We start from the raw sequence: 26,935 nt of genomic DNA on the forward strand, positions 1-26,935 counted from the left end.
AAGCAGGGTCTTTGGTTGGCATGAGGGCCTCGCCTGTTACTTGGCGTTAGCCTCGTCCCGCAGTTCGCGGCGCAGGATCTTGCCCACGTTGCTCTTGGGCAGTTCATCGCGGAACTCAAAGTGCTTGGGTACCTTGTAGGCGGTCAGCCGCTCACGACAGAACTCCTTGAGTTCGTTGGCGGTCACGCCCTCTTTGGTGGGTACCACGTAGACCTTCACCGCTTCACCGCTCTTGGCGTCGGCAATACCCACGGCCGCACACTCCACCACTTTCGGGTGCGTGGTGACCACATCTTCGATTTCATTCGGGAACACGTTGAAACCGGACACGATGATCATGTCTTTCTTGCGATCCACAATGCGGATGTAACCGTCTTCCTGGATCAGCGCCACATCGCCAGTTTTCAGGAAACCGTCATCGGTGAACGACTTCTGGGTATCATCGGGACGCTGCCAGTAACCGCGCATCACCTGCGGGCCTTTCACGCACAGTTCGCCCGGCTCGCCGACCGGTGTTTCGTTGCCGTCGTCATCAATGGTTTTAACCACAGTGGACGGAATCGGCAGACCAATGGTGCCGATCTGGATGGCGCTGCGGGGATTGAAGGTAACCACCGGAGAAGTCTCGGTCATGCCGTAGCCTTCGCTGATTTCGCAACCCGTCACACGCTGCCACATTTTAGCGGTATCGCTGGTCAGGGCCATACCACCAGAGGCAGTCAGCTTGAGGCCAGAGAAGTCCAGATCCTGGAAGTCCTCGTTGTTGCACAGGGCCACAAACAAGGTATTCAGGCCAATAAAGGCAGAGAACTTCTGCTTCTGCAGCTCTTTAACGAAGCCGGGGATATCACGCGGGTTCGGAATCAGAACGTTATGGGCACCTGCTTCCAGCATAATGCCGCAGTTCAGGGTGAAGGAGTAAATGTGGTACAGGGGCAGCGGTGCAATCACCACTTCCTTGCCCTCTTCCACCTGATCTTCCAGCATCGGCCGGACTTGCGTCAGGTTGGCCACCAGGTTGGCGTGAGTCAGCATGGCACCCTTCGCAACACCAGTGGTACCGCCGGTGTACTGCAGCACGGCCAGATCATCCAGCTTGATATCGACCGGGGTAAACTTTTCACGGGCACCGGCGCTGAGTACCGCCGGCAGCTTATGAGCACCCGGAATGTTGAACGCCGGAACCATCTTCTTGAGGTGCTTCACCGCGGCATTCATCAGGGTACGCTTGATGGGAGAATGCATATCGGCAATCTCGGTCACGATCACGTGCTCGATGCCGGTATGGGGCAACACCTTCTCCGCGTTGTCCGCCATATTAGCCAGAACAACCAGTGCCTTTGCGCCAGAATCGTTAAACTGGTGCTCCATCTCACGAGTGGTGTACAGGGGGTTGGTGTTCACCACAATCAGGCCAGCCCGCATGGCCCCGAACACAACCACCGGATACTGGGTTACGTTCGGCATCTGCACCGCAATGCGGTCGCCCGGTTTCAGGTCAGTTTTGTTCTGCAGCCAGGCCGCGAAGTTACGGCTCTGAGTATCAAGATCCCGATAGGTCAGGGTAACGCCAACTGCTGTAAACGCAGGCTTGTCTGCAAACTTCTGTACCGCCTGCTCAAAAACATCCACCATGTTCTTGTATTTATTGAGATCGATTTCCCGGGGGATGCCAGCTGGGTATTTGTCTTGATAGAACTGCTCAAAATCCATCACCATCTCCTGTCTGATTGGCGCTGTGGGGTATTACCGGATGGGTTCAGAAGCCCCCTGATTGTAATGTTTTGCCAAGACCGATCGCTCGGGAAAATCAACCCGACGAAAGTATCAGCCTCAAAAAAGTGGGGAGAGAATAGCAGTTTTGTTAACGATGAGGTAGTTTTCAGATCAGCAAACGGTACAACCGTACTTGAACACTGAATCACCGGAGCCTGTGATGAGCGACACCCTGGATACGCTGGAAAACATTACCTACGACGAACTGAACGAAGGCGATTCAGCCACCTTCACACGCACCCTCACCGAAGATGAGCTGGTGCTGTTTGCTGCGGTATCCGGGGACGTAAACCCGGTGCACCTGGATTCGGAGTTTGCCGCAGAATCCATGTTCCGGGAGCGCATCGCTCATGGTATGTGGAGTGGCTCACTGATTTCTGCCGCCCTGGCCACGGTCATGCCCGGCCCCGGCACCATCTACCTGGAACAGAGCCTGTCGTTCAAACGACCGGTCAAGCTGGACGACACACTGACCGTCACCTTGTCGGTGCTTAGCAAGGAACCTAAAAACCGTGTCTCTTTTGGCTGCGATGTGCGCAATCAGAACGGTGATCAGGTGGTTACCGGCGAGGCCAAGGTGATTGCCCCCACCGAAAAGATTTCGTTGCAAAAACCCCGCTTGCCGAAAATCACCATCGAAAGCTGAGTTTCGGCCGACATTACCCCGGAAGGAAATCGATGGGGAATCGTACCTTCCGGGTTTCCACATTGGCTGCCCCGAAATTGAACATCTGTACGCGCAAAGCAATGCGCTTCTCCAGCATCGGGTGGCCCAGCTCCGAGCCCACCACGTCACAGGCTGAGACACTGCCATCCGGCTCAATCACCAGTTCCAGGGTAACCTTACCCTCAAGGGTTGGATCCTGCCTTAACTCCCGCTGGTACAGGGAATAGAGCACGCTCTTCTGGGCATCAAATACCTGCCGGATATTGCTCATGGCACGCTCGCCCACTGACGGCCGGGCGGGTTCCGGCTGGCTTGCCACCTGAGGTGCGGTTTCCCGGGGCGCGGCTACGTCACTGGTTTCGTGCTTAGCCAGTTCGACTTCCCTAACTGGCCCTTCGCGGGTTTCAACACCGCCGCTGCCTTGCAGTACCGAATCATTCGGCGTTTCCGGTGCCAGGCCAACCGCCTGACTGTTATTGACATTCGCGACACGCTGCACCTCAGGTGCCGGAGTGTCCACAGACGTCAGAGCGCTGAGCCGGTCTTTCATGGCAAACAGGCCGGAACGTGAGGCGGTTTCGCGAGCCTGCTCGGTCGTCTGCGGCGCTGGCTTCGGCTCCGTTTTTGCGACAGTCGGCTCAGGCCGGGTCTGTGGCGGCTCATCAACCTGCGTCGGTTCCGGCTCTGGCTCTGGTTTGGGTTGCTCAGGCTCTTGCTCCACAACCGGCTCGGGTGGCTCAACCGGCTTCGGTGGCTGTACCAGCTTCGCCAGCCGAGGCGGCAATTGCTCCGCCTGTTCTCGCTCAGGTTCCGGTACCTGCAGGCCCGGAATAATGAGGGCAGGAATCAGAAACAGCGCCAGCATCAGCCCGGTTATCAGGCCGAAGCGGCCTGACTCTGCTCTGTCCCTGGACCAGGGCAGCCGGGAAGGTTGCGACAGCTCCCTGTGATCAACCATTACGAACCTCCGACTCCACCGCCAGTCGTACCTGCCGGAACTGCTCATCGACACAGGTCTGCATGATCTTTCTCAGCAACCGGTAATCGGTATCTTTCGCTGCCATAATCGTAACTTCAAGACCGTTTTCCGGTACCTCAGCCCAACGGTTCCTTCGGTACGCCAACTCTTCGGACAAGCCGGCAATGCGAGTATCCGTAGCTTCGATGCCGTCCAGGCGCGCCACTTCCCGGCCCTGGACCAGAATGGACTGGCCGACCACCTGTACCGTCAGATTTTCCACGGCTTCCTGTTGGGCGGTCGAACTGGGCAGGGGAACATCCGCAGTGTTCTGCATGACCTTAACATCCGAGGAATTCACCATCAGGAAGAACACCAGGATGGTAAAGATATCCATCAGTGACACCAGGTTCAGGCCACCCGCCTTGTGCATCCGGCCATAGTGTCGCTGGCGCAGTCGGGCTCGTCTCGACAACTTCACGCGCCTTCTCCTTTGCCTTCCATCGGTCGCGCGGCCAGATTGCGATCCTCACCAGCATCCATCAAAGACACATCCGGAAAGAGCTCTGCTTCCACAACGCTCGCTGCCACCACCGCCTGGTAAGAGCGCACCGTATCCATAACCGACACGAGAGTCTGGTAGTCAACGTCTGGTCCGACTTCCAGGATCACGTCCGTCTTGTCGGGCATCCGGGATTTAATCCGCTGCAACAGTTCACTCAGCCGTGAATAGGCCTGGCCCTGCCCGGTAACAGGCAACACATCAATGAGGCCGCGGTCGCTGTCCGCCACCTCAATACCCTCCGGGAGGACCGTCACCACCAGCCGGAACGATTCGGCATCCGGCGCCTGGCCGGCTTCCATGCCCGGAAAGTTCAGCTCGATCATCCGGATCTGGCTGAACACCATGCCCAGCAGCAACACCGGTACCAGCACAATCATCAAATTGAGAAAGGCGGTAATGTCGAGGTCTGCCGAGGCCGTCAGCCTGCGATGTCGACGTCTCATGTTCGGCTACTCCTGATCAGATCCTGGAATGCCGGCACAATCAGGCGGCCGCCGCCGGCCGGTTTGCGGGCTCAGACACCATATTAAGGAGCTTGACCCCCGCCATTTCAAAACTGTCGACAATCTCGTTGGTGCGGGTCTGCAGTACCGCATGGAACAGGAGCAGCGGAATGGCCGACATCAGGCCAAAGGCGGTGGTATTCATGGCCACGGAAATACTTTCCGATAACAGCGATGCCTTCTGCGCGGGGTCTGCGGCAGCAACCGCGGTGAATGCCGCAATCAAACCAATGATGGTGCCAAGCAAGCCCAGCAAGGTGGCGATGTTGGCCAGGGTGGCAAGATACTGCGTGCGCTTTTCCAATCGGGGCAGCACTTCCATCAGCCCCTCTTCCATCGCGTATTCGATATCTTCACGCCGGCAGTTATTGATCAACCGGGCAATGCCAGCGCCAAGCACTGAGGCAATTGCGCTGTCTGAGCTGGACGCCGCCTTCATGGCGCGCTGGTAATCACGTTTTTGCAGGGCGGGCAGAATGCCGCGCTCAAATGCCACCCGGTTTCGACGGCGAACCGCTCCGAGATACAGGAAACGTTCCAGAGTGATCGCCAGCCCCAGTGCAAGCACAATGGCAATCGGGTACATGAAGGGACCACCCTCCTGGAAAAAGCGGATAACGGTATCAAGCATGGTGTAGTTCTCCATCTACTGCGACGTTAGGGTTGCGACTCGACTGGTGCGGCGCCCTGCCCTGCAGAAAGCGTTGGTGTCAGCACAAGGGGGTTAAGGGTTTCGCGGAACTGGCGATGGTTCTCCAGAACCGGTTGAGGTACCGGATGCAAGAGTTCCGGTGCCTGTTGATTGAGTTCGGTTCTCGGGCGCCGGGGCAGGCTCGGCGTTTGCCAGGGCAATATGTACAGAATTCTCGGATCGTCTTCGCCGGTGCCAGCGGAGAGCCCCCGTACCTGCAGAACGTTCTGTTGGCTCTGCCCACCGTTACTGATGCCTTCTGCGGAATAGCCGATGACCGGCCAAAGCAACAGAACAGACAGGGGGAAACCGCAGCACGTTAACCTGGACAGTATCATTCCAGCCTCCTTTCAAGATCTGCGATCCAGCCGGCAACCTGCGAGCCTTCCTCCCCCACCAGGGACTGATATTGCTGGTAATGTTCCAGCGCCTTGTCGAGGTCCAGCAGGTAGAGCTCCGATATCACCGCCAGGTTGTAATGCAGTTCCGCCACCTTCGGCGTCACCTTCAACCCCGCTTCCAGCATCTCGGCGGCTTCCTCAAAGCGCTCCTGCTCTTTAAGAAGCAGTGCCAGATTGTTGCGGACCCTCACGTTGGCAGGATCCGCCGCAACCGCCTGGTGCCAGGCCTCCAGCGCCATCTTCCGGTCACCGGCTTCGTAGGCCTGCCGGCCCTGCCGCTCCCACTCTTTTGACTGTTCCGGCTGATACACCGGCGCCACTTTTTCAGGTGCCGGCGCTTTGGAAGCGCAGCCAGCCAACCCCGCAAGAACCAGAAGAAGTAAAAACCGGAAAACCTGGGGTATCCCTCTCAACCTCATCATGAGCCTCCCTGATTGGTGTCCGTCGTCCAACTCATCCAGCGAAGCTGTCGGTCGTAGCGCCCGGGGTGCATGGTGGCCAGGGCCTCCAGGCTGCGCTGAATCCACTCATCGAAACCCTCCGTGGGGATACGTTCGTGGTTGCGGGCGTGCAGCGCCATGGCCTCTTCCTCAAGTGGAAACGCTTCCTCTTCCAGGAGCATCTGATACTGCATGGCTTCCATTTCGTTCAGTTCCGCAGGTACTTCAGAGGACATGAGGTCAGACGCCAGTGTTCGATAGAGTTCAGCACGGCGATATAAAACCTCCGAACGTACTCCATCGCCGGCAAAGGACTCTGCCTCCTGGAGATACTCCTGAGCCTGCTGCATGGCCGCCTGTTTTCGTGCAAGGGCCTGCTCCAGCGGGTGAACCAGTGCAATGCCGGCAAAACGCTCTGCCGTCTGGGCACCAAAGAACAGTGCAGCATCGGCAGCCCATTTCAGGGTGCCATCGGAATGCCACTGGCTGGCTCTTTCCCGAGCCAGCAGTTGTTCACGTACGGCAATCACCGAGTCTCCCGATTCGATCAGCCGTTGGCGCATGGTCTGATGTTGAACATGCTCGTCGGCGGAATCGGGCGTGGGTGCAACCGCCAGCCAGTTTTTGTAGAGCTGGTTTCTGGAAGCGCTGTCACCCTCTGCGTGGAAAATGGCCGCAGCACGCAGTCTGGTGGGCCACGGGTCCGCAAGCGTTTCTGAGCGATTCAGCAGCTCCTCCGCTGCTTTTAGACCCTGGCCAGATTCCTGATAGGCAAGAACCAGCTTCTCACTGGTTTCAGGCGTAAGCTCATGACTCGGATAATCTATCCGGAAGCGTTGGAGTTCGTTGATTGCAGCCAGCCAGTCGGATGCCCGAAGCAGGGTATTCGCGGCATCATAACGAGCCTTGATCGCAATTTCAGAGCCCGGCATAACGCCCTCAACCCTCTGGAAATGCGCCACGGCCAAAGTTGCGTCGCCGGCGCGAGCAGCCTTTTCACCCTGCTGATAGATGGCGGACGCAAGTTGTTCCAGAAGACTGCGCCTCTGGCTTTCTGCATCCTGGCTGGCTTCGTCAGCCAATGGCAAAGCCTGGCGCCACGCACGTTCAGCTAGCCCAAATTCGTTGTTTTTCTGTCGAATACGCGCGGTCACCAACCACGCGGCATAACGCTCGGTAACCCCAGCCCGCTCCCAGGTCAGTGTAGAACTGGCGTAATGCAGGGCACGCTCGAATTCGCCCAGGTCGTACCAACGGTTGGCAAGGTCGGCACGGAGCCCCGACAGACGTTGATCCGGGCCAAACGCCTCTGCATATCGCTGCTCTTCGTTGCTCAGGACGAGCAGCGTCGCGGTTCTGTTCTCTCCTGATGCCAGCTCAAGATCCTCACGAACAATTCGGATAGCGGCCCAGGCCGAATCCCGGGAATCCCCATGGCGATGGTCGTAGGCTGCGGCCCGGAAATTCCTGACGGCTTCAGTCCGATCGCCAGCCAGTAACCGGGCATCGCCTGCGAGATGGAGCAGTTCCCCGGCTTGTTCCGAGCGAGGTGCAAGCCGCTCGTAATAGTGGGCGGCTTTGGCCCAGGCTTCACTGGCGGCAGCCGTTTGGTTCCGGCTACTGAGATCTGTACCGGTGGCGTAGTAGTGATCAGCGAGGAAGCGGCTGTATTGCGCCCAAAGCCCCTTTTGCTCAGGAGTCATCGTCTGGAATCGGGCCTCTGCCCCCAAACGCTGGATGTAATCATCCCGCGCCGCCAGAGCTTTTGAGGTATTACCGGCCAGTTGCCAGTAGGACACACTCTGGGCCAGGAAATCCGGGCTCGCTGTGTGGCCCGGAAACTCGGACACAAAGGCGTTGTTGACCAACACCGCCCGTTCATAACGGCGTTCCACCGCATGCAGATCCGCAAGCCGGTCGTATAACAGATGCTGCCATGCTGATGACTCACGACCATCCAGCCAGTCGGCAAGGGTCCGGGCATCACTCTGGCGGGACGCCATCAAGGCCAGCACCCGGAAGGTGTCCTCCAGCATATCCATGGAGTGCGCCGGCGGGTTGGCCAGGGCGGAGTGGTCTGGTAACTGCTGGTCCAGTACCGCCGTGAAGCTGGCTGACGCACGGGCCCAAGCGGGATTACCCTGTTTGAACTGACTCCAGCCGAGCATGTAGCGAGCTTTGGCGGCGAGTTCCTGATGGCTGTCATGCTCCAGCAACTGTCGGTAACCGGCCTCTGCCTCCGCGTAGCGCCCGGCCGAGAAAGCCGCTTCCGCAATGCGGAAGCGGGCCTCAGGTACCAGTCCCGAGTTCGGGTAAAGCCCAACAAGCTGTTTCAGTCTTGCGATGGACTGCTCCGGTTGCCCGGTCAGCGCGTGGGCCTTGGCCATCTGGTACAGCAACTCGTCGAGACGCCCGGAAAAGGACCCTTTTGCCAGAATGCTTTCGTAGCTCTCGAGCACTTCCTCATAGATGGCCGCTTCCCGCTCTTCGGAGAACCCGACGTCCTCTCCCGACCTATCACGGATGTTGTTGAGCCGGTTCAGGGCGTCTATCCGCACTTCAGGCTCATCCGAGGACTCAAACAGCTTCTGATAACGGCGAGCCACTTCCAGAGGCGAAATCGCCGGCAGTGGCCGGCTCTCAAATTTCAGAAACACCGGGCGCATATCCCCCAGGGTTTCACCATCCCGCCCCAACTCCACGCGGAACGATTCCTGCGCAAAAACCGGCGCATGGGCCAACGTCATAGCCATTACAAGGAGTGCCGCGAAGGACTTCGGAGCAAAAGGCAGATTCACTGTGCACCCTCCCCGAGATTTTCCAGAGCGAGATACTCGTAGAGATGGGCGATTTGCTGCTCGGTTTTGTCCAGCGCGTGAGTCATGCGCTGGGTCTGCGTTTTAACAAACGCCAGTGCCAGTGCATCCAGTTCTCGCGCAGCCTGCTCCCGGAGACTGAGGGTCTTGTAACGTAAATCCTTGGTGGCGTCGCTCAATGCACGAGCTTCGTCCAGAACCGTCTCCAGGCGCTCAGGCCTTTGGAGGATCTGCTGATTCAACGCGCCCATTCGGCGGCCCGCACCTGCCAGGGACTGTTTTAGCTGACGCAACTCTGCGACCTGGGCAGGCGTAGCCGCCTGCTCCACCAACCCATTCAATCTGGATTCCAGATCACTCTGCTGTTGCTCAAGTACCAGGGTTTGTGACGCCGCCCCCCCTGAACCGACCGAGGCCATATAGCCTTCAAGGGCCTGGATGAAAACCTCCAGGTTATACTTGCTCCCATCCAATGTTGCTTCCATCTCATCAAGGCGCGCCACCCTCCGCACCGCCACCTGGGCCCCGGGTTCTTCCATGAAGCGCAGAAGATACGCCATTCGTGGCTGGGTTAACGTTCGGTTATCGGCCAAAAACCATTGAATGTCGTCACTACGGGCATCCTGAACCAGAGCTTTGTAGGCTCCTTCAGCCGTGATCCTTTCGGACAACTTGCCAAGGGTAACCCGTTCTCCCTCATAGGCCGCGTTGGCTGCCAACCAGGATTCTCCCGCCTGGCCCGGGTACCCGGAAAGATCGTAACCACGGCCCATACCAATCCACGCATCTGAAACACCGGGAAACGCCAGCGGAAATTTCTTGGCACGGTGCCAGCTCTGCATGGCGGCACGGTGGTTACCTTTGCGCGACAGCGCCAGTCCATGAAGGTAGAGAGCCTGAGGTGTGTGATAGCTTTCCAGAGAGACCTTCTCCAGGAAATCAATCGCTTTGTCGTAATCTTCGCTACCCAATGCAAGATAGCCGGCCCGGAGATTGAGCTGATCTAGCAGTGCCCGGCTCCGGCTGGTGTCGGTATCCTTGGCAGCCATGGCCACGGCAACCCGGAGCGAAACCAGGGCCCGTGACGAATCGAGATCATCGCGGGCGAAATCCGCCGCCAGGTTCATATAGCCCACGGCCGCCCAGTAGCCATCTTCCATACGCGCAAGGTATTGACCGGCCGCGTCGGTCTTCCCTTGTATTCTCGCCAGCTCCGCCAGACCAAGAAGCGCTTTTTGAGCCACTTCGCCATAGCCGGTTCGGCGCGCCTGTTGGTACCAGTTTTCCGCACCGGTGAGATCGCCATCTTCCTGTGCCATTTCAGCCAGAGCCAATGCCGCTTCGCCACGGTGAGACGCACCGTTAAATACACCCTCAAACCCAGCCCTGGCCTCGTCATGCTGCCCCGAGGCCAGCATAAGCCGGGCCTGAAGGTAATCGGCCGATTCGCCTTCGAGCTTCATTGCCAACCCGACAACCGAGGAAGCCTCACCGGTATCCAGCGCAAAGCGAACCACACCAGATGCCAACGAGTTATCCATGGCATTTGCTACCGGCGTTGCCACACCTGCCAGCATCGCTGCCATGACACCAATACTGTTTCGGAGGAACAGAGACATGCGCCCATTCATGGCCGGTTATTTCCACTCAACAAATGAGACTTCCGGTTCATAGTCCGGTGCCTTGGCGTTCAGCGTCATCTGCAGGCGCAAAGTGCCGGGCTGTTTCCGGAAATCGTGGACAATCTCCCGGCGCACGAAACGATTGTTGGCCGCCCGGGCGTTGATCACGGCCTTGAGAGTATGTCTTCCGTCCGCGAGGTTGCCGATAAACAGTTGATGTACACCGCCCTGGCCCAGTGAGCTCCGTTCGTTTTCTGTGTACAGATGAGCGGTAACCGGCTGCTCATTGACGAACAGTTCTACCGAATCCAGCTCAAGGGCTTGCCTGTTCGCCAACGACAGAAAGACCGCCACCCGGGTATTCACCGGGTGCAGCAGTTTCTGCTCGAGGGCATGCACACTTGCGGTATGCCGGGTAATGTCAGCGTTCAGACGCTCGATCTGCTCATCGAGCGACGATGCGTGGGAGGTTGCCGCCATCGCGGCAATGATCATTCCGGATATACAAAGCCCCCTGATCCCTGGGGCAATCCGGCACTTTTGTGGTTTTTGTCTGCCGAACATCACTTTCCTGCCTTGCCGGGCCGCGCTGGTGAGCGGCTCAGGTAACATTTCGAAATAAAGAGTAACACCCGCTAACAACCAAGAACGGTATCCATTTCACCAAATGAGCATTTGGCCGGGTATCGGCAACGAAAAGCGTCGACTAATTTGACAGAAACAAAGAAAAGGGAGGCGGATCACAAAGGACCGGACGGCCCTATGACGAGGCAACTTATTGATATTAAAAGCAGATACAGGGGCATGGCCCCGGAATTGCTCTACCAGAGATGGCGGGAGCGCCTTTCGGGCAACCCCCGCTTGAATATGCCGAGCTTTGCCGATGCCCTCAACCGCATCGGCTTTTTTTATTTACTCAACTGCCTCATGGCCGATTCGAGCCCCTCAATGGTCAAAGGGTACATATGATTATTGACCAATTGCTGGGTAATGCCCAATGAACCACCCGATCCCCAGTAGCTTTCCGGTAACGGGTTGAGCCACACCACCTTTCGGAAATGCTCGGTCACACGCTGGAACCAGGTGGCGCCTGCTTCCTCATTCCAGTGCTCGATCGAGCCACCGGGATGCGTGATCTCATAAGGCGCCATGGTGGCATCCCCGACAAAGATCACCTTATAGTCCGGCGTATATTTATGCAGGATGTCCCAGGTGCTGAGCGTCTCGTTCATGCGACGGATGTTATTCTTCCACACGCTTTCATAAATGAAATTGTGGAAGTAGAAATACTCCATGTGCTTGAACTCAAGACGTGCCGCGGAGAACAGCTCTTCACACACCCGAACGTGAGGATCCATTGAACCACCCACATCAAAAAAGATCAGAACCTTCACGGCGTTGTGCCGCTCCGGAACCATTTTCAGGTCCAGGTATCCGGCATTGCGGGCCGTTGAGCGGATGGTGTCATCCATGTCGAGCTGGTCTGCCGCGCCCTGTCGGGCGAATTTACGCAGCCGGCGCAAGGCGACCTTGATGTTGCGGATGCCGAGGGTGATGCTGTCGTCCAGATCGCGGAATTCACGCTTTTCCCAGACTTTAACCGCCCGGCCGTGGCGACCTTTGTTCTGGCCGATGCGGAAGCCTTCCGGGTTATAGCCGTTGGCACCAAACGGTGAGGTTCCGCCGGTACCAATCCATTTGTTACCACCGGCGTGACGTTCCTTCTGCTCTTCCATGCGCTTCTTGAAGGTTTCGATCAACTCTTCCAGCCCGCCGAGAGACTCGATCTTGGCTTTCTCTTCATCGGTCAGGTGTTTCTCGAATTCGGCGCGCAGCCAATCGTCCGGAATCAGCGCCTCGAGCAGATCATCGAGATTCTCGATGCCTTCAAAATAGGCCTGGAAGGCGCGATCAAACTTGTCAAAGTGCCGCTCATCCTTAACCAGGCACACCCTGGCCAGGTAATAGAACTCCTCCATGTCTGCGAATGCCAGGCGCTGCTGAATGGCCTCCAGCAGGTCCAGGAATTCCCGCAGACTGGCCGGCACCTTGGCCCGCCGTACTTCGAGGAAAAAATCAATCAACATAAAGCAGGGCTCTTGTCGGTGATCAGTTTCGGCGACGCGCCATGAAAGCGAGCTTCTGCAGCAAATGAACGTCCTGCTCATTCTTCACCAGGGCACCATAGAGCGGTGGCAGAGCCGAGCTGGAGTCTTTCTCCTGCAGCGCTTTGGCAGAGAGCTCATCCGCCATCAGCAACTTGAGCCAGTCGATCAGCTCGGATGTCGACGGCTTTTTCTTGAGCCCCGGCACCTTGCGAACGTCAAAAAACACTTCCAGCGCATCCCGCACCACCTGCTGCTGAATTCCCGGGAAGTGAACATCCACGATGTTCTTCATGGTGTCGTGATCCGGGAAGCTGATGTAGTGGAAGAAGCAGCGGCGCAGGAAGGCATCTGGCAGCTCTTTCTCGTTGTTACTGGTGATGACCACAATCGGGCGTTTCTTCGCTTTCACAAACTCCTGGGTTTCGTAAACGAAAAACTCCATTCGATCCAGTTCCAGCAACAGGTCGTTCGGGAACTCGATATCCGCCTTGTCAATTTCGTCGATCAGCAGCACCACCTGCTCGTCCGCCTCAAAGGCTTCCCAGAGCTTGCCCTTCACAATGTAGTTGCGAATGTCTTTGACCTTCTCGTCCCCGAGTTGGGAATCCCGAAGGCGGGACACCGCATCATATTCGTACAGGCCTTGCTGGGCCTTGGTGGTCGACTTGATGTGCCAGGGAATCAGAGTCATTCCCAGCGCCGCGGCCATTTCCTCCGCCAGCAGGGTTTTACCGGTGCCGGGTTCACCCTTGATCAACAACGGACGCTGCAGCGCGATCGCTGCATTGACTGCCATTTGCAGGTCATCGGTGGCTACGTATTTATCGGTGCCGGTAAACTTCATGTGTCTGATTCCTGTTGGTTACTTTTTCGGATTCTCTTTCTTGTCCGCCGGTTTGGATTTTTCGTCCCCCGGAGACTCTTCATCATAATCGGGCAAATCGTCGAATTCGGAGAGGTCGAAGTCTTCCAGACCAAACTCGTCCTCATCAATGTCGAACTCCGACTCGCTGATCTCATCAGCTTCAGAAGGATCTGGCTCCGCCTCGGCGCCAACCGTATCGTCTGCCAAGGGGATGTCATCCTCTTCCGGTTCCAGTTCAGCCGATGGCAGCTCTTCCGTTACTTCGGGTACGGCCTCATCCGGAACCTCGTCCGGTTCGCTGTCAGCTTTCGAGAGTTCCGGAATGTCTTCAGGTTCCGGTTCCGGCTCTTCAGCAGACGCCAGCTCTGGCTCTGTTTCCGGGGCGGGTTCAGGTTCAGCCTCCGCTTCCACCGACTCTGCCGCTACCGGAGGCTCTGGCTCCACCACCGGTGGTTCTTCCGATTCTTCAGCCAGGTCCTCCAGGGTTTCACGCTCGGCCGCTGCCGCCTGCTCCTGTTCTGCCCTGGCCTTTTTCTGGCGCCATGCAAACAAACCAAGGCCCACAATAGCAACCAGCAAGGCTGCGCCTGCACCCCAGGCCCAAACCGGAATACCCAGAAGCGTCCCCTTCTCCGGCTCCTGTTCAGCAATCGGCTGTTCGATCGGCGCTTCAGGCTCCGGCTCGACGACCTGCGCTGGTTCTGGTTCCGGCTCAGATTCCTGCACCGGCGCTTCTACGGGCGGCTCGGCTTCCACTGGCGGCTCCGGTTCCGGAGACTCCGTTCCGCCGTCGAAATCCGGCAGCGACTCCACCTGTTCAGACAGGTCGGGCACCATGGGTTCGGTCACCACCTCCAGAGGTGGCTCTTCCCCTGGCACGGTAAACGTCGTCATGGCGCTGAATTTGCGGGAGAAAGTTCCGCCATCCGCCACCACATCAACCTGATAGCGGCCAGGTGCAGGCAATCTGGGTACGGTGTCCCGATATACGCCGTCTTCCGGCGGGGTATCGGGAGACAAAACCTTGGTACCTTGCCGACCATCACTCGCGGTTATCGACAGGCTAACGTCCATGACCGAGAGAAAATCGGACCCGGTAATCTTTTCGGCTTCCTCAAAAAAAGCCACTTCAATGGCCAGAGGCTGCTCTTCGGTAAACTCAGCGGGAATCGGATTCACGGCCATGCGCAGATCACTGACCACCGTCACGCGGCTCCCCTGGCCAAGATCGCCAATGATACGCCAGCGGCCCGAGACCGGTTCAGTAACGGTGATCAGATCATAGCCCGGCTCAGATGCCCAACGGACATTATCCGGAGCGCTCTCCCGGGTGAACGGCTCACCACCAGGCTGTGCAAGTGCCAACGGCTCTTCCCCAGAAGCATCCTGTCCTGAGAAGATCAGTGCCGTAAACTCGCTGATGCCATCATCAACGGCAAAGCCATCGCCCTCAATGGGAACCTGTTCCTGCGGCACTGCGGTATTCAGCGCATTGGCAAACGCCAGATTCAACGCCTCGGCAGATTGCGCCAGTTGGAAACTGCCACCGGTTTCCCGGGCCAGGTTACGAAGAAACCGGATGTCCGCTTTCTCAGACAGACCAACCGTATGAATCGTGGCGCCCTTGTCTTTCAGCGCTGGCAACAAGGAATCGACTATGCGTTTTTCCTCAGCCTGACTTGCGTCGTCACCGCCTGGCACGTCGACCTTGCCATCGCTGAGGACAATAAGATGGGTGTTCTCGAGGGTACCGCCAGACAACCAGTCGTTGGCGGCTTTCTCCATCGCCAAACCGAGGTTCGTATGCAGAGCTACCGAATTGATCTGCTCGGAACGCTCAATAGCAGTGTCGCGCCAGGACTGGTCAACCACACCGTAGGGCACCAGCATGTTAACGTACTGCCCGAAAGTCCAGAGACCGGCACTGGCACCTTCCGGCAATGTCCGGGCCAGCAGACGAACCGCTGGGCGGCGGAGATTCTGTGGATCGGTTTCCTTCATGGAGCCGGAAATATCCACCACAATGCGCACATCTGCATTGCCGGGCAGAGACAGTGCCGGGTCCTGCGCACATACTTGCCAAGAAATCAGCAGCAAAGCTGCAGCCACCCAAATGCGTTTGAACCCGTTCATTGAACTGCGCCCTTATCTTTTGTAGTTCTCAGAAATCGTCTATTTGCGAACCAGCCGGTACCGAACCAGATCAAGTATCCATACCAGTAGCATAACAATCGCGGCGATGCTGAAATTGAACAGCGCGCGACCGGCGGCATCGGTGTCGCCAAGAATCAGCTCATAGCCCGCAAACAGCCAGGCCGGTATCCACCAGCCGGCCACGTCTGGCGATTCCACGGGGGTCAGCACCAGCACCACAAGCGCAGACAAAAGCAGTGTCCGCAGACCGTAAAAGGGCAATACCCGGAACAGTGATTTCATCATGTAGAAAAACACAACGAAAGCGACTGTATAGGCCGCCCAGAAAACTCCATAAGCGAGTGAAGCGTCTGTATCCATCATTACAGAATCCAGTGAATAATGTGTTCTTCCCAATCCTCTTCCGGCACAGAATCTTCCGACACCACGTTTCCCCGCACCGAAACACGGGCTTGATGAACGGTATCCGGATCTCCGCTGCGAAGCGGGTGCCAGTCCGGCAGAGGCCTTCCCTCAGCGAGGGTCCGGTACGCACAGGTGTATGGTAACCAGTGGTAGCTGAGAACCGTATCGGCGGTCAGTACCGTACACCCCGGTACCTTTTTCAATCGTTGCTCATAGACCGAACAGCCACAGGTATCCAGGTCCATGTAACGGCATACAAGATCGGTGTGATACACCTCCCCCGTATCCTCATCCTCCAGCTTTTGTAAACAGCACTTACCGCAGCCATCACAAAGGGATTCCCATTCCGGCTGAGTCATTTCCGCCAATCGTTTGCGCTGCCAGAAAGGAATCTGCGCAATCATTTCCGGTGCTGCTCAATCTTGCGCTTGAAGTCGACGATGTAGGTTTCCTGTTCTTCCGGCATCTGCAGGAAAAAGTCCTTTTCCTCAATTGCCGCCAACACTTCCTTTCCGGTAGTGCGCGCGAGCTTCTTGTCTGGCGTCAGCAGCAGATCCATCGAGTGGATGGGCGAGCCAAAGATACCTCTCAGCGCCTCCGGTAAATCGTCCCACTTTTGCCCTCGGCGGACAAAGAGATAGGTGTCGCCTTTCTTGCTGCTGCGAAACACCGATACAAATTCGCGTTCAGTCATTGGTTGAGCAGTTCCTCAATATCTTGCTTTACCGGCGCGATAATATCCTCACGCCATCCCTCAAAAAACGTCTGGCCCGCCAGGGTGCCATCCTGGATCAGTTTCTCAATACGTTTACGTGGCGCCAATATTTCCATTGGAATATCAAAGCGTTCGGCTGCATTGCTAAAGTAACGCTTAACCTTCTTGTAAAGCGCTTGCTGATCCCGGCTCAGCGGTCTGGGGATGAGCTCAAGCCCGGAATTATCGGTAGCACGGGCGGCCTGCACAAGTTCAACCAACTGCTCGCCATAGCGTTTAACGAACCCTCCGGGTACGCCCTGAACATCCCTGATCACCGCAGCAGATGACGGCAAACGCTCAGCAATGGCAATCAGCAAGCCATCGTTCAGGACCCTGTTGCGTGGCCGGTCCTGGCGTCGGCACTCCTGCTCGCGCCAGACGACCAGTGCCCGGAGAACCGCTTGCTGTTCCCGGTTCAGGGTCCAGCCGCCCCGGAGTTTCAGGTAATGCTGCTCCGGGTCTTCCTGGGTAGCGGCCTCGTTGGCAAATCGCCGGGACTCATCCGCCAGGGCATGTTCCAGGTTACGCTGCCTGAGGTTAGCCAACACCCATCCGTAAAGTGGCCCAAGAAAACGGATGTCGTCCAGAGCGTAGCGTTCCTGGGCCGGCGTCAGTGGCCGTGACACCCAGTCCGAACGGGTGGCGGATTTATCGAGCGCCTCTCCGAACAGGGTCTCAACCAGGCGGGCATAACCAACGGAAACTCCGGCACCGGCCAGTGCGGCACCGATCTGCAAATCCAGCACACCCGCTGGCTCCACATTCAGCCAATGGCGAAATAACTCCAGATCCTCGCTCATGGCATACAGCAGTTTTGGCCGGCCTTCATCGGCCAGCATGGCCCGGAACGACCCAGCGGCCTCGGCTACCTCCGGATCCACCAGCCAGAACTGTCCGTCAGCGCCTAACTGCACGAGGCCTGGAATCGGGTAGAAGGTGGAAACCCGTTCAAACTCGGTATCAAGTGCAACCGGAATGCCGGGGTCAAGACAGCCGAGCCACTGATCCAGTTGCTCGGGTGTCTCCAGCCAGCGAACGGTATCCGGGGCCGCTGGAATGGTTACGGCCGGGTCGGTATGGGTCATAGACAGAACCTGAGGACTTATTCAGACAGGGGTTTGCGACCCCGGAATGCATGGGTGAGTGTAAAGCCGTCAACATAGCCCAGCTCACCGCCAACGGGAATGCCATGGGCCAGGCGTGTGATCAGGATATTCTGGCCATCAAGGCGGTCAGCAATGTAGTGGGCGGTAGCTTCACCTTCCACCGTGGGGTTGGTGGCCAGGATCAATTCGGTTACGCCTTCACGGCGCACTCTATCAAGCAGACGCTCGATCCCGATCTCCTCCGGGCCCACGCCATCGATGGGAGACAGGTGCCCCATCAACACGAAGTAACTGCCTTTGTAATCGCCGGCCTGCTCAATGGCAAGCAGGTCTGAAGGGCTTTCAACAACACACAGGGTGCCATTGCGGCGCTCGGGTTTTTCGCAGATCTGGCAGATTTCGGTATCCGAAAAATTCTGGCAGCTGTCGCAACGGCGCACGCCGTCCATCGCATGATTCAACGCCGCTGCCAGCCGGGTTCCGCCAGAGCGCCCCCGCTCCAGCAGATGAAAGGCCATGCGCTGGGCCGTTTTCTGGCCAACACCGGGCAGACATCTCAGGGATTCCACCAATTCATCAACCAGGGGGCTGAAGGCCATGACTACTCCTCAAAAAATCGATGGCAGGCCGGCTCAGAACGGCATCTTGAAACCGGGCGGCATCCCCATGCCAGACATCATGCCGGACATTTTGTCTTTCTGGTTTGCTTCTACCCGGCGAACCGCATCGTTCACGGCAGCAGCCAGCAGGTCTTCCAGAATTTCCTTGTCTTCTGACAGCAGGGACGGATCGATATCCACCTTGCGGACATCGTGCCGGCCGTTCATGGTGACTTTCACCAACCCTGCGCCGGATTCACCCGTGACTTCAGCTTTGGCGATCTCTTCCTGAGCCTTCTGCATCTGCTCCTGCATCTGCTGGGCCTTTTTCATCAGGTCGCCCATATTATTCATCATCTGCTTATCTCCTGGCTGTTTCTGCGGGGCGGATACTTTCTTCGACGACCCGCCCTTCAAATCGTTCCACAATACTCTTGACCAGAGGATCCTGCCGGATGGACTCTTCCGCGGCTTTCTGGCGCGCCGCTCGCTGGCGCTCCTCAAAGGCGGCGGGCGTATGCAACCCCGGCACACCCTGCTCTATCTTCAACTGTGTGGCGTCGCCGAAGCGTGATCTCAAGGCCGCCAGTATTTTTTCTTCGTGGCGAGCATTGAGCAGCCGCGCATGCCCCTCATCCAGAGTCAGCACAACCGCCTGCCCTTCCATTCTCATGGACGAATAGCTGGCCAGGTTTCCAGGCATGCCGGTAATACCCAGCGAGCGGAAATCACGTTCCCAGACAAACCCGTCGGAGGTAACCGGTTGCTCGGGCTCGGCAGGGGCTGGCTCAGGCTCGTTCACCAGGGCCTGGTCAGCATTTTGCTCTGACTGCACCGTATCAGGGGCCAAAACTGGTTCCGGCGCTGACTCTGGCTCGGATATCGCGTTTGCGTCCGGCTCAATACTGGAATCCGATTGCGGCACCGGCTCTTGCCATTCCGGTGATTCGGCCTGAACGCCGTAGTCTTCTGGCTCCCAGGGTGGCGGGTCATCCACCATGGGTGGCTGTGGTTCAAGTTCAGCTACCGGCTCCGGACTGGGAGCCGGCTGAAGCGCGGGCTCGGGTTGCGGTGCCGCGGCGACAGCCTGGGTGGGCGCGGTTTGCGAAACCGGGCCAGGCTCAGGTTCTGAATCCGCCGGGCCATTGTTGCTGTTGCCAGAGGACAGCGCCGGCGGTTCCCGGCGATCGGTACCCGGTCGAAACGCCAGCATGCGCAACAAGGTCATTTCAAAGCCCATACGGGCATCCGGTGTCACCGACAGATCTTTCCGGCCAATCAACGCGGTCTGGTAAAACAATTGGGCATCTTCGGCACTCAGACGACGGGCCAGTTCCTGCACCTGGGCAGCATCGCCCATGGCGTTGTCGGCACTGCCCGGCACCACCTGCTCCATGGTGACGCGATGAAACAGGGACAGCATATCGGACAGGATGACTCCATAATCCGGGGCAAAATCCGAGATCCGGTTAATTTCAGACAGCAGGCCGGGGCCATCACGCTCAACCAATGCGTTAACAATGCGCTGGATATCGCGCTGATCGATGGTGCCCAGCATATTGCTGACATCACTGGCAGCCAGGTTCTCGTTGCCGAATGCAATCGCCTGGTCGGTCAGGCTGAGGGCATCCCTCATACTGCCATCGGCCGCCCGGGCCAACAGCCACAGAGCCGGGTCTTCAAACGGGATCTGTTCTTCGGTCAGAACGTGCTTCAGGTGGCCAACAATGTGCTCCGGCGTCATCCGCTTGAGATTGAACTGCAAGCACCGGGAGAGCACTGTCACCGGCAGCTTCTGGGGATCGGTGGTGGCCAACAGGAACTTGACGTGTTCCGGCGGCTCTTCCAGGGTTTTCAGAAAGGCGTTGAAGGACTGGTTGGTGAGCATGTGCACCTCGTCGATGAGGTACACCTTGTAGCGGCCGCGCGTGGGAGCGTACTGCACGTTGTCGGTCAGTTCCCGCATGTCGTCTACGCCCGTGCGGGAGGCAGCATCGATCTCGATCAGATCAACAAACCGGTTCTCAAGAATCTCCTTGCAGCTGTCGCACTCACCGCAGGGATTCGGTGTTATGCCGGTTTCGCAGTTCAAACAGCGGGCCAGCAGGCGACCAATGGTGGTTTTGCCCACGCCCCGGGTGCCGGTAAACAGATAGGCATGGTGCAGGCGTTGGTGCTCCAGGGCGTGAATCAGTGCCTGCAACACATGCTCCTGCCCCACCATGTCTTCAAAGGTACGGGGGCGCCATTTCCGGGCTAAAACCTGATAGCTCATGATCCATCAACTGCTCTGAAAAATGGGAACAACTCTAGCATGGACAGGCAATGAGAAGAAGCATGCGCTTGCGCAACAAACGGGAGAGAAAACGGACAAAACAAGGGGCTGGAAATGGGGGTGACCCCACCAGCAATCCCCCGGCACACACATCCACCGCTTCGGCTGCTCCCTTCCGGGCCTGACCGGGTTCACGGTTTCATGTTGCGGAGGCACCAATGGGGCCACCATAACGGCGTTTCGGGGCAATTCCCTCGAAAGCGGCGCGCATATTAACAGAAGGGTATAAGGACTACAACGGCAAAGGGACTTCGTCCTGCCGGAACCAACAGGCAATGCTGTACCGGGTGCGATTGGCGGGCAATACCTCGTGGGGCACATCCTCACTCAAAAACAGAGCCGCACGCCCTGCTTCCGGCCGAACCAGACCAACCATCTGATCTTCGTTGTCGGGGCTGAACACCCGCAACTCTCCCCCGTCTTGCAGCTGCCATCCTTCATTCAGATACAGCACCAGGCTGACCACTCGGGATGCCCTGCCCCGGAAACTGTCCAGGTGGCGCTTGTAGAAATCGCCAGGCTGGTAGGTGGCATAATGCGCTTCATAGCGCTTCAGCCCAAGAAACAGGCGCTGGTTCAGACCAACCCGCAGGGCATCAAAGAACCGGAACAGCTCCGACTGGGCGGCGGTATAGCCATCAAGCCAGGCGATTTTATCCCGGCGGACGCTGCGATCACGGGTCAGATCGGCACCGCGCCCAATCCCTGCTCGCCCCATGGCTTCGGTACGGTCCAGTATCTCCACCTCGTTACGAAGCGCCGCGATCAAGCCGGCGGGCAAATGCCCTAGCAGATCCAGCTCAATCCAGGCTTTCTCGCTCAGGTTATCGGCCAGCTCATCCAGCCAGTCATCAGGCATCGACACCGAATCACAGCGGCCAGCGTCGCCGATCTTGGCGCTGTCACCAGCCACCTTGTCCAGCTGCCCGGTAGACTGCTCAAGCAGCGGTTCCGGCATCGGCAAGACCGACGCTACCGGATTTTCGGATTCCATGTTCAGACCCTCACAATTTTGGCGTATTGTATTCCTAAACTCGCCGCGCGCACGGTTTTAAATTACTCTGAAGCTACGGAGTTTTACCTAAAGGACGCAGTTTCTGAATATGTCGGACAGCAGTAGCAAGCCGCCAGCAACCGGAGGCCCGGGCAACTGGTCATTCACCCGCTGGAGTACCATCGGGCAACTGGAGGCACTTGAGGTTCATCACCCATTGTTCCAGGCCACGGTGTTTCTGCAGGGCGCACATCTCACTCATTTCGCGCCAAAAGATGAACGTAACTGGCTTTGGCTCAGTGAACTCGCCCGCTTTCAACCTGGCCGGGCAATTCGCGGCGGTATTCCCGTGTGCTGGCCCTGGTTTGGAGACCCACTCCGGAACCCGCCGGAGATCCGCAAGCGAATAGTGTCATCCTCACCCCACGGCTTCGCCCGCACTGCCTTATGGCGACTGGAAGATGTTCGGGAAAGCGCCCATGAGGTAGAGATCAGCCTGTCGCTCAGCGCCAACGACGATTTTGAAGAACACTGGGATGGCCACGCCCTGGCCCTGATCACCTTCAGTTTTTCCGTTCGCGGTTGCCAGATTGCCCTGACAACCACCAATCTCTCAAAAGCGCCGCTGGCGTTCAGCCAGGCGCTGCACACCTACCTGCCCACAGACGATATCCAGCGAACCCGCGTGCTGGGCCTGGGAAACAGCCAGTACATCGACACGCTGAAAGACTGGGACTACGTCTCACAGGAAGGGCCAGTGTATTTCGAAGGTGAAGTGGACCGGATATACGAAACCGGCGAAGCACTGACCGTAGTAACACCTTCCGGCAAGCGAAAGCTTACGTCTGTGGGTAGCGATTCAACCGTGGTCTGGAACCCGGGCCCGGGAAAAGCGCAGCGTCTTTCTGATTTTCCAGACTCTGCCTGGCAGAAAATGCTGTGCGTCGAAACAGCCAATGCAGCATCGGATTATCGGGTATTAAATGAAGGCCAGAGCCACACACTGGGCGTATTCATCGGCCGCGCCTGAGCGGCAACTTCTTTGACAAAGGGAGCGGGCATGGGCCTGGCATCGTATCTGAGATCGAAACTGATACCAGCGGAACTGGACGAACAGGTAAACCGCATTCGCAAACCCATCGGCACACTGGGCTACGATCCCTGGGGTTATAACAACGAAGCGGTGAAATACGGCTTTTCCGTTGCCCGGCAAATCTACGAGAAATACTTTCGGGTCAGCGCCTCCGGCGTTGACAACGTGCCTGCAGAGGGCCCGGTGCTGATTATTGCGAACCACTCCGGCCAGTTACCCATCGACGGCCTGCTCATTGGTTACGCCCTCGCCTCACGGGAAAAAAATCCTCGCATTCCCCGCGCCATGATCGAGCGTTTCTTTCCGACGGTGCCGTGGCTTGGCAACCTCCTGAACGAAATCGGCGCCGTGCTCGGAGACCCGGTTAACTGCGCGAAGATGCTCGCCAACAACGAAGCAGTGATTGTGTTTCCGGAAGGCGTAAGAGGCTCCGGCAAGCTCTACCGGGACAGGTACCAGCTAAAACGTTTCGGCAACGGTTTTATGCATCTGGCCATGAAGTACAAGGCGCCCATTGTGCCTGTGGGCGTAGTGGGCTGCGAAGAGACCATCCCAGCCATTGCCAACATCAAACCCCTGGCCAATGCCCTGGGCGTACCCTACGTTCCTGTCGCCCTGCCCGTGGTGCTCCCCGCCAAGGTACACCTGAATTTCGGGGAACCCATGTATTTTGATGATACCGAAATCCCTGAAGAACAGGTCACCGAACGGGTAGAGGCTGTGAAAGCCGAGATCAGCCGACTGATTGACAAGGGACTGAGCGAAAGGAAAAGGCTGTTCTGATGAGCAAGCACCAAAGACCCCGCATTCTGATCACCGGTGCTGCCGGTGCGCTGGCCCAGCAGGTGATCCGCCGCCTGCGAGAAAGCTGCGACCTGGTGGCCGTCGATTTCCGGGAACAGGTTTATCTGGGCGACGACATCCCCAGCTACTGCATTGACTTCAACAAGCGGGTCTTCGAAGACCTGTTCCGACGCTACGAGTTTGATGGCGTGATACATCTCGGCCGCATCCTCTCCAGCCAACTGACCCGCATGCGCCGCTATAACGCCAATGTACTGGGCACCCAGAAGCTACTGGACCTATCCCACAAATACGGCATACGCCGGGTGATTGTGCTATCCACCTACCACGTGTATGGTGCCGTGGCCTATAACCCGGCGCTGATTGACGAGTCCGCCCCCCTCAAAAGCGCGGGCCTGAGTGCCGACCTGGTGGATTCAGTGGAGCTTGAGAACCTCGCCAACATCTATCTTTGGCGCTACCCGGAACTCAACATCACTATTCTTCGGCCCTGCAACATCGTGGGCCCCGGTGTTCGCAATACCATGAGCACCCTGCTCAGCAGTGAGCGGGCTCCCGTATTGGCTGGCTTTTCGCCGATGATGCAGTTCATCCATATCGACGATATGGCAGACGCCATTGTCGCCGCCTGGGCAAAGCCCGTAAAAGGCGTGTTCAATGTCGCGCCGCAAGACTGGGTCGCCTACCAGCACGCCCTGAAGCTCTGCGGTTGCAAAACCATACCCATTCCCTCCATTCCACCGAGCGTGCCGAAGGCCATTGCCCGGGTTCTGAACCTGCGCAGCTTCCCTCCCTACCTTATGGCATTCTTCAAATATCCGGTGGTGATTGACGGTCGCGCATTCGCCCGGGAATTCGGTTTCGAGCCCAAACGGCCATTGAAAGAGATTTTCCGGTATTATCGCGATAACAAAAAACCGGTGTGAAACTCATCGGTAATTTGAGTATTCGAATAGACGAACGGCCCTTTTCGGCGCTACCCTGTACATATTAAATACAGTACCCGGGCACCGGCAGGCCCGGGATTCCCGGTGTTCAAGGAAAGAGCTAATGTTCAGGGATCTCAGCGTGATCAGTCACGGTGCGGCAGCCGCTGTCTTTGCGGTTCTCGCCGTTCTTGTGGCAACCCGTTATCTTCGCCGCGACATTGATCGTGCTCTGTTCCTTGCCGCCATTGTTACCGCCCTGTGGGCCTCCGTCCTGGTTACCCAAAGCCTCTGGGGATCGCCCGGATTCTTCACCCGCTACCTCCTGGAACTGCTCAGAGACACAGCCTGGTTACTCCTGCTGTTCGCCATGCTTCGCGACGGCTTTCGGCAAGGCCGGTTCACCAGTCAAATAAAGAAGGTATTGGGTGCCGCGACGGCGATACTGATCATCACCTTGCTGGCCCTTGGTACACTGGAGTTCGCCCTCCACATCGATCTGGTCAGCGGTAAGACCAAGGTGATTGGCCAGATCGCCCTGTCACTCCTGGGCCTGTCGCTGGTCGAGCAGATCTGGCGAAACTCTACTGTCTTCGGCCGCTCCAGCATGAAGTACCTGTGCATTGGCGTTGCCACCATCTTCGCCTTTGATTTCTTCATGTATGCCGATGCTCTGCTGTTCGGGCAAGTCGCGGATTCGTTCTGGAATGCGCGCGGTTTTGTGAACGCCGCACTCATGCCCCTTTTTGCCATCAATGTTGTGAACACACGCAAACAACCTGTGGACTTCCAGTTGTCCCGTTCGGCCGTATTTCACGCTGGCACACTCATCTTCGCGGGCGGATACCTGTTACTGCTGGCCATCGGCGGTTACTACGTACGCGCCCTGGGTGGTGAGTGGGGCGAAGCCCTGCAGGTTCTGTTCATCACCGTTTCCCTGGCGTTTCTGGTCACACTTCTGCTGTCGCGGCGTATTCGCGGCCGCCTGATGGTCCTCATCAGCCAGAACTTCTTCGACTACAAGTACGATTATCGCGATGAATGGCTCAAGCTCACCAAGGAACTTGCCAACCTGAGCAACGAACCACCCCTGCCCGAACGAGTAGTGCGCATTCTGGCCGGACTGGTGGAAAGCAATGCCGGCGCGCTCTGGATAAAGGGCGAGCAGAAAGATTTCCACCTGAAAGCAAGCGTCAATATCGCGACTCCGAAGTACACCATCATTGACGAAGACTCGGATATGGTGAAGTTCTTTAAAGATCGTGAGTGGATCATTGATCTGAGTGAATACCGGGAAGACCCGGTGAGCTACAACCTGCTGGAAATACCGGACTCCATCACCAAGACCCCGGAAGCCTGGCTGGTCATCCCTCTGTATCTCGATAACGAACTCTACGGCATTGCCATGGTCGGCGCTCCCTACGCCAGGGTGGAGCTTAACTGGGAGAACTTCGACCTGATCAAGGTGGTAGCCCGCCAGACCTGCAACCTCATCGCCCAGAACGATGCCCAGAACCGGCTCTCACGGGCCATGCAGTTTGAAGCCGTCAGCAAGGCCAGCGCGTTCATGGTGCATGACCTGAAAACGCTGATCGCCCAGCTGTCCCTGCTGGTCAAGAATGCGCCCAAACATCGCAACAACCCAGCCTTTATCGACGACATGATTGCCACCACCGATCATGCGGTCCGCAAAATGTCGAACCTCGTGGATCATATCCGCAAACCATCCTCCGGGGCGGACGAGCAACGTGCTCCCATAGACCTGACCCAACTGGTCCGCGAGCTGATTGAAGACAACAGCCGCCGCAGCCCGGCACCGATGCTACTGGGTGCTCCACCCGCCATCCAGGTATGCGCCGACAAAGAACAGCTGCGCAGCGTGCTGGGCCACCTGATTAGCAACGCCCAGGACGCAACGGCTCCAACCGGGGAAATCACACTGAACCTGAAAACGGCCAAAGGCAGCGTGGTGCTGTTTATCCAGGATACCGGCAGCGGCATGACGGAAGAGTTTATCCGCACCCGGCTTTTCAAACCCTTCGAAAGCACCAAAGGGCTTACCGGTATGGGGATTGGAGCCTATCAGGCCCGGGAATACATACAGGAACTGGGCGGTTCGATTGACGTAACCAGCGAACCCGGCCTGGGCTCCTGCTTTTCGGTACGTATTCCGCTGGCCAATGCAGCGACCGGCGAATCAGCCGGGAACAAGCCGGAACCGACAGATTCTGGTTTGCAGGAAGGCAGGCAAGCCGTCAATTAACCGGCGGAGAAGACTATTTTATTAACCGAGCATTGCAAAGTGTCAATGTTCAGTTAAGAATCAGAATCATGGAATCGCGTTCGCCTC

At 57.6% G+C, this 26,935-nt stretch carries 26 protein-coding genes and 1 other RNA gene; 5 read left to right on the forward strand and 22 right to left on the reverse strand.

Going from position 1 to position 26,935, the window contains the following annotated elements:
- Nucleotides 1-36 precede the first annotated feature (36 nt).
- Nucleotides 37-1,713, reverse strand: coding sequence for a long-chain fatty acid--CoA ligase (locus tag Q675_RS20635; protein WP_023010345.1), 1,677 nt, complete (start codon nt 1,711-1,713; stop codon nt 37-39).
- A gap of 223 nt (nt 1,714-1,936) precedes the next feature.
- On the opposite strand from Q675_RS20635, the gene Q675_RS20640 reads away from it, so the two are divergent.
- A complete protein-coding gene (locus tag Q675_RS20640) occupies nt 1,937-2,422 on the forward strand; it encodes a MaoC/PaaZ C-terminal domain-containing protein (protein WP_023010346.1) in 486 nt (161 codons plus the stop codon).
- 13 nt (nt 2,423-2,435) lie between these two features.
- Here the strand turns inward: Q675_RS20640 and Q675_RS20645 are convergent, their stop codons facing one another.
- The 21 genes from Q675_RS20645 to Q675_RS20740 form a co-directional block, all read right to left on the reverse strand.
- Nucleotides 2,436-3,401, reverse strand: a complete 966-nt coding sequence (locus Q675_RS20645; RefSeq protein WP_023010347.1) for an AgmX/PglI C-terminal domain-containing protein — start codon at nt 3,399-3,401, stop codon at nt 2,436-2,438.
- On the reverse strand, nt 3,394-3,882 hold the full coding sequence (locus Q675_RS20650) for an ExbD/TolR family protein (protein ID WP_011785081.1): 489 nt from the start codon (nt 3,880-3,882) through the stop codon (nt 3,394-3,396). Before Q675_RS20650 ends, Q675_RS20645 begins: the two co-directional genes overlap by 8 nt.
- Nucleotides 3,879-4,409, reverse strand: a complete 531-nt coding sequence (locus Q675_RS20655; protein WP_011785082.1) for an ExbD/TolR family protein — start codon at nt 4,407-4,409, stop codon at nt 3,879-3,881. The genes Q675_RS20650 and Q675_RS20655 overlap by 4 nt, the downstream gene beginning before the upstream one ends.
- 40 nt (nt 4,410-4,449) lie before the next feature.
- Complete coding sequence (locus tag Q675_RS20660) at nt 4,450-5,100, reverse strand: MotA/TolQ/ExbB proton channel family protein (RefSeq protein WP_022991140.1); 651 nt, start codon at nt 5,098-5,100, stop codon at nt 4,450-4,452.
- 26 nt (nt 5,101-5,126) lie between these two features.
- On the reverse strand, nt 5,127-5,498 hold the full coding sequence (locus tag Q675_RS20665; RefSeq protein ID WP_023010348.1) for a hypothetical protein: 372 nt from the start codon (nt 5,496-5,498) through the stop codon (nt 5,127-5,129).
- On the reverse strand, nt 5,495-5,983 hold the full coding sequence (locus Q675_RS20670) for a tetratricopeptide repeat protein (RefSeq protein ID WP_031210942.1): 489 nt from the start codon (nt 5,981-5,983) through the stop codon (nt 5,495-5,497). The genes Q675_RS20665 and Q675_RS20670 overlap by 4 nt, the downstream gene beginning before the upstream one ends.
- Nucleotides 5,980-8,754 carry a tetratricopeptide repeat protein gene (locus tag Q675_RS20675; protein ID WP_023010350.1) on the reverse strand — a complete coding sequence of 925 codons (2,775 nt, stop codon included), beginning with the start codon at nt 8,752-8,754 and terminating at the stop codon, nt 5,980-5,982. The genes Q675_RS20670 and Q675_RS20675 overlap by 4 nt, the downstream gene beginning before the upstream one ends.
- A 41-nt stretch (nt 8,755-8,795) precedes the next feature.
- Complete coding sequence (locus Q675_RS20680) at nt 8,796-10,436, reverse strand: tetratricopeptide repeat protein (RefSeq protein WP_023010351.1); 1,641 nt, start codon at nt 10,434-10,436, stop codon at nt 8,796-8,798.
- 18 nt (nt 10,437-10,454) lie between these two features.
- On the reverse strand, nt 10,455-10,919 hold the full coding sequence (locus Q675_RS20685; RefSeq protein WP_224848565.1) for an AraC family transcriptional regulator: 465 nt from the start codon (nt 10,917-10,919) through the stop codon (nt 10,455-10,457).
- Between the two features lie 428 nt (nt 10,920-11,347).
- On the reverse strand, nt 11,348-12,526 hold the full coding sequence (locus Q675_RS20690) for a vWA domain-containing protein (protein WP_011785089.1): 1,179 nt from the start codon (nt 12,524-12,526) through the stop codon (nt 11,348-11,350).
- A gap of 22 nt (nt 12,527-12,548) precedes the next feature.
- Nucleotides 12,549-13,391 carry an AAA family ATPase gene (locus Q675_RS20695; protein ID WP_011785090.1) on the reverse strand — a complete coding sequence of 281 codons (843 nt, stop codon included), beginning with the start codon at nt 13,389-13,391 and terminating at the stop codon, nt 12,549-12,551.
- Nucleotides 13,392-13,409: 18 nt separating this feature from the next.
- Nucleotides 13,410-15,545: a vWA domain-containing protein gene (locus tag Q675_RS20700; protein ID WP_023010352.1), complete on the reverse strand. Its 2,136-nt coding sequence runs from the start codon at nt 15,543-15,545 to the stop codon at nt 13,410-13,412.
- A gap of 39 nt (nt 15,546-15,584) precedes the next feature.
- Nucleotides 15,585-15,929, reverse strand: coding sequence for a hypothetical protein (locus Q675_RS20705; protein ID WP_023010353.1), 345 nt, complete (start codon nt 15,927-15,929; stop codon nt 15,585-15,587).
- Nucleotides 15,929-16,375 (reverse strand): YcgN family cysteine cluster protein, encoded by a 447-nt coding sequence (locus Q675_RS20710; RefSeq protein ID WP_023010354.1) that lies wholly within the window; start codon nt 16,373-16,375, stop codon nt 15,929-15,931. Before Q675_RS20710 ends, Q675_RS20705 begins: the two co-directional genes overlap by 1 nt.
- On the reverse strand, nt 16,372-16,665 hold the full coding sequence (locus Q675_RS20715) for a YcgL domain-containing protein (protein ID WP_023010355.1): 294 nt from the start codon (nt 16,663-16,665) through the stop codon (nt 16,372-16,374). The genes Q675_RS20710 and Q675_RS20715 overlap by 4 nt, the downstream gene beginning before the upstream one ends.
- On the reverse strand, nt 16,662-17,813 hold the full coding sequence (locus Q675_RS20720; RefSeq protein WP_023010356.1) for a ribonuclease D: 1,152 nt from the start codon (nt 17,811-17,813) through the stop codon (nt 16,662-16,664). The genes Q675_RS20715 and Q675_RS20720 overlap by 4 nt, the downstream gene beginning before the upstream one ends.
- A gap of 17 nt (nt 17,814-17,830) precedes the next feature.
- Nucleotides 17,831-18,433 carry a recombination mediator RecR gene (gene recR, locus Q675_RS20725; RefSeq protein WP_011785096.1) on the reverse strand — a complete coding sequence of 201 codons (603 nt, stop codon included), beginning with the start codon at nt 18,431-18,433 and terminating at the stop codon, nt 17,831-17,833.
- Nucleotides 18,434-18,466: 33 nt separating this feature from the next.
- Entirely contained in the window at nt 18,467-18,790 is a 324-nt protein-coding gene (locus Q675_RS20730) for a YbaB/EbfC family nucleoid-associated protein (protein WP_011785097.1), read from the reverse strand.
- Between the two features lie 4 nt (nt 18,791-18,794).
- Nucleotides 18,795-20,708 carry a DNA polymerase III subunit gamma/tau gene (dnaX, locus tag Q675_RS20735; protein ID WP_023010357.1) on the reverse strand — a complete coding sequence of 638 codons (1,914 nt, stop codon included), beginning with the start codon at nt 20,706-20,708 and terminating at the stop codon, nt 18,795-18,797.
- A 124-nt stretch (nt 20,709-20,832) separates the two neighbouring features.
- An RNA gene (gene ffs / locus Q675_RS37780) (signal recognition particle sRNA small type) lies at nt 20,833-20,929 on the reverse strand.
- A 71-nt stretch (nt 20,930-21,000) separates the two neighbouring features.
- The gene (locus Q675_RS20740) at nt 21,001-21,762 is read right to left on the reverse strand and encodes a 2OG-Fe(II) oxygenase (protein WP_023010358.1); all 762 of its coding nucleotides are present in this window, start codon (nt 21,760-21,762) and stop codon (nt 21,001-21,003) included.
- Nucleotides 21,763-21,871: 109 nt separating this feature from the next.
- Between Q675_RS20740 and Q675_RS20745 the strand changes: the two genes are divergently transcribed.
- The 4 genes from Q675_RS20745 to prsK all read left to right on the forward strand — a co-directional run bounded on the left by Q675_RS20745 (nt 21,872) and on the right by prsK (nt 26,848).
- Complete coding sequence (locus Q675_RS20745; protein ID WP_023010359.1) at nt 21,872-22,792, forward strand: D-hexose-6-phosphate mutarotase; 921 nt, start codon at nt 21,872-21,874, stop codon at nt 22,790-22,792.
- Between the two features lie 30 nt (nt 22,793-22,822).
- Complete coding sequence (locus tag Q675_RS20750) at nt 22,823-23,638, forward strand: lysophospholipid acyltransferase family protein (RefSeq protein WP_022991126.1); 816 nt, start codon at nt 22,823-22,825, stop codon at nt 23,636-23,638.
- Nucleotides 23,638-24,585 (forward strand): SDR family oxidoreductase, encoded by a 948-nt coding sequence (locus Q675_RS20755; protein ID WP_011785102.1) that lies wholly within the window; start codon nt 23,638-23,640, stop codon nt 24,583-24,585. The genes Q675_RS20750 and Q675_RS20755 overlap by 1 nt, the downstream gene beginning before the upstream one ends.
- Before the next feature lie 124 nt (nt 24,586-24,709).
- Nucleotides 24,710-26,848, forward strand: a complete 2,139-nt coding sequence (gene prsK / locus Q675_RS20760; RefSeq protein WP_023010360.1) for an XrtA/PEP-CTERM system histidine kinase PrsK — start codon at nt 24,710-24,712, stop codon at nt 26,846-26,848.
- Nucleotides 26,849-26,935: the final 87 nt, after the last annotated feature.

Origin of the sequence: Marinobacter sp. EN3 (assembly GCF_000475315.1) — a bacterium.
In the GTDB taxonomy this organism is placed as follows: Bacteria; Pseudomonadota; Gammaproteobacteria; order Pseudomonadales; family Oleiphilaceae; genus Marinobacter; species Marinobacter nauticus.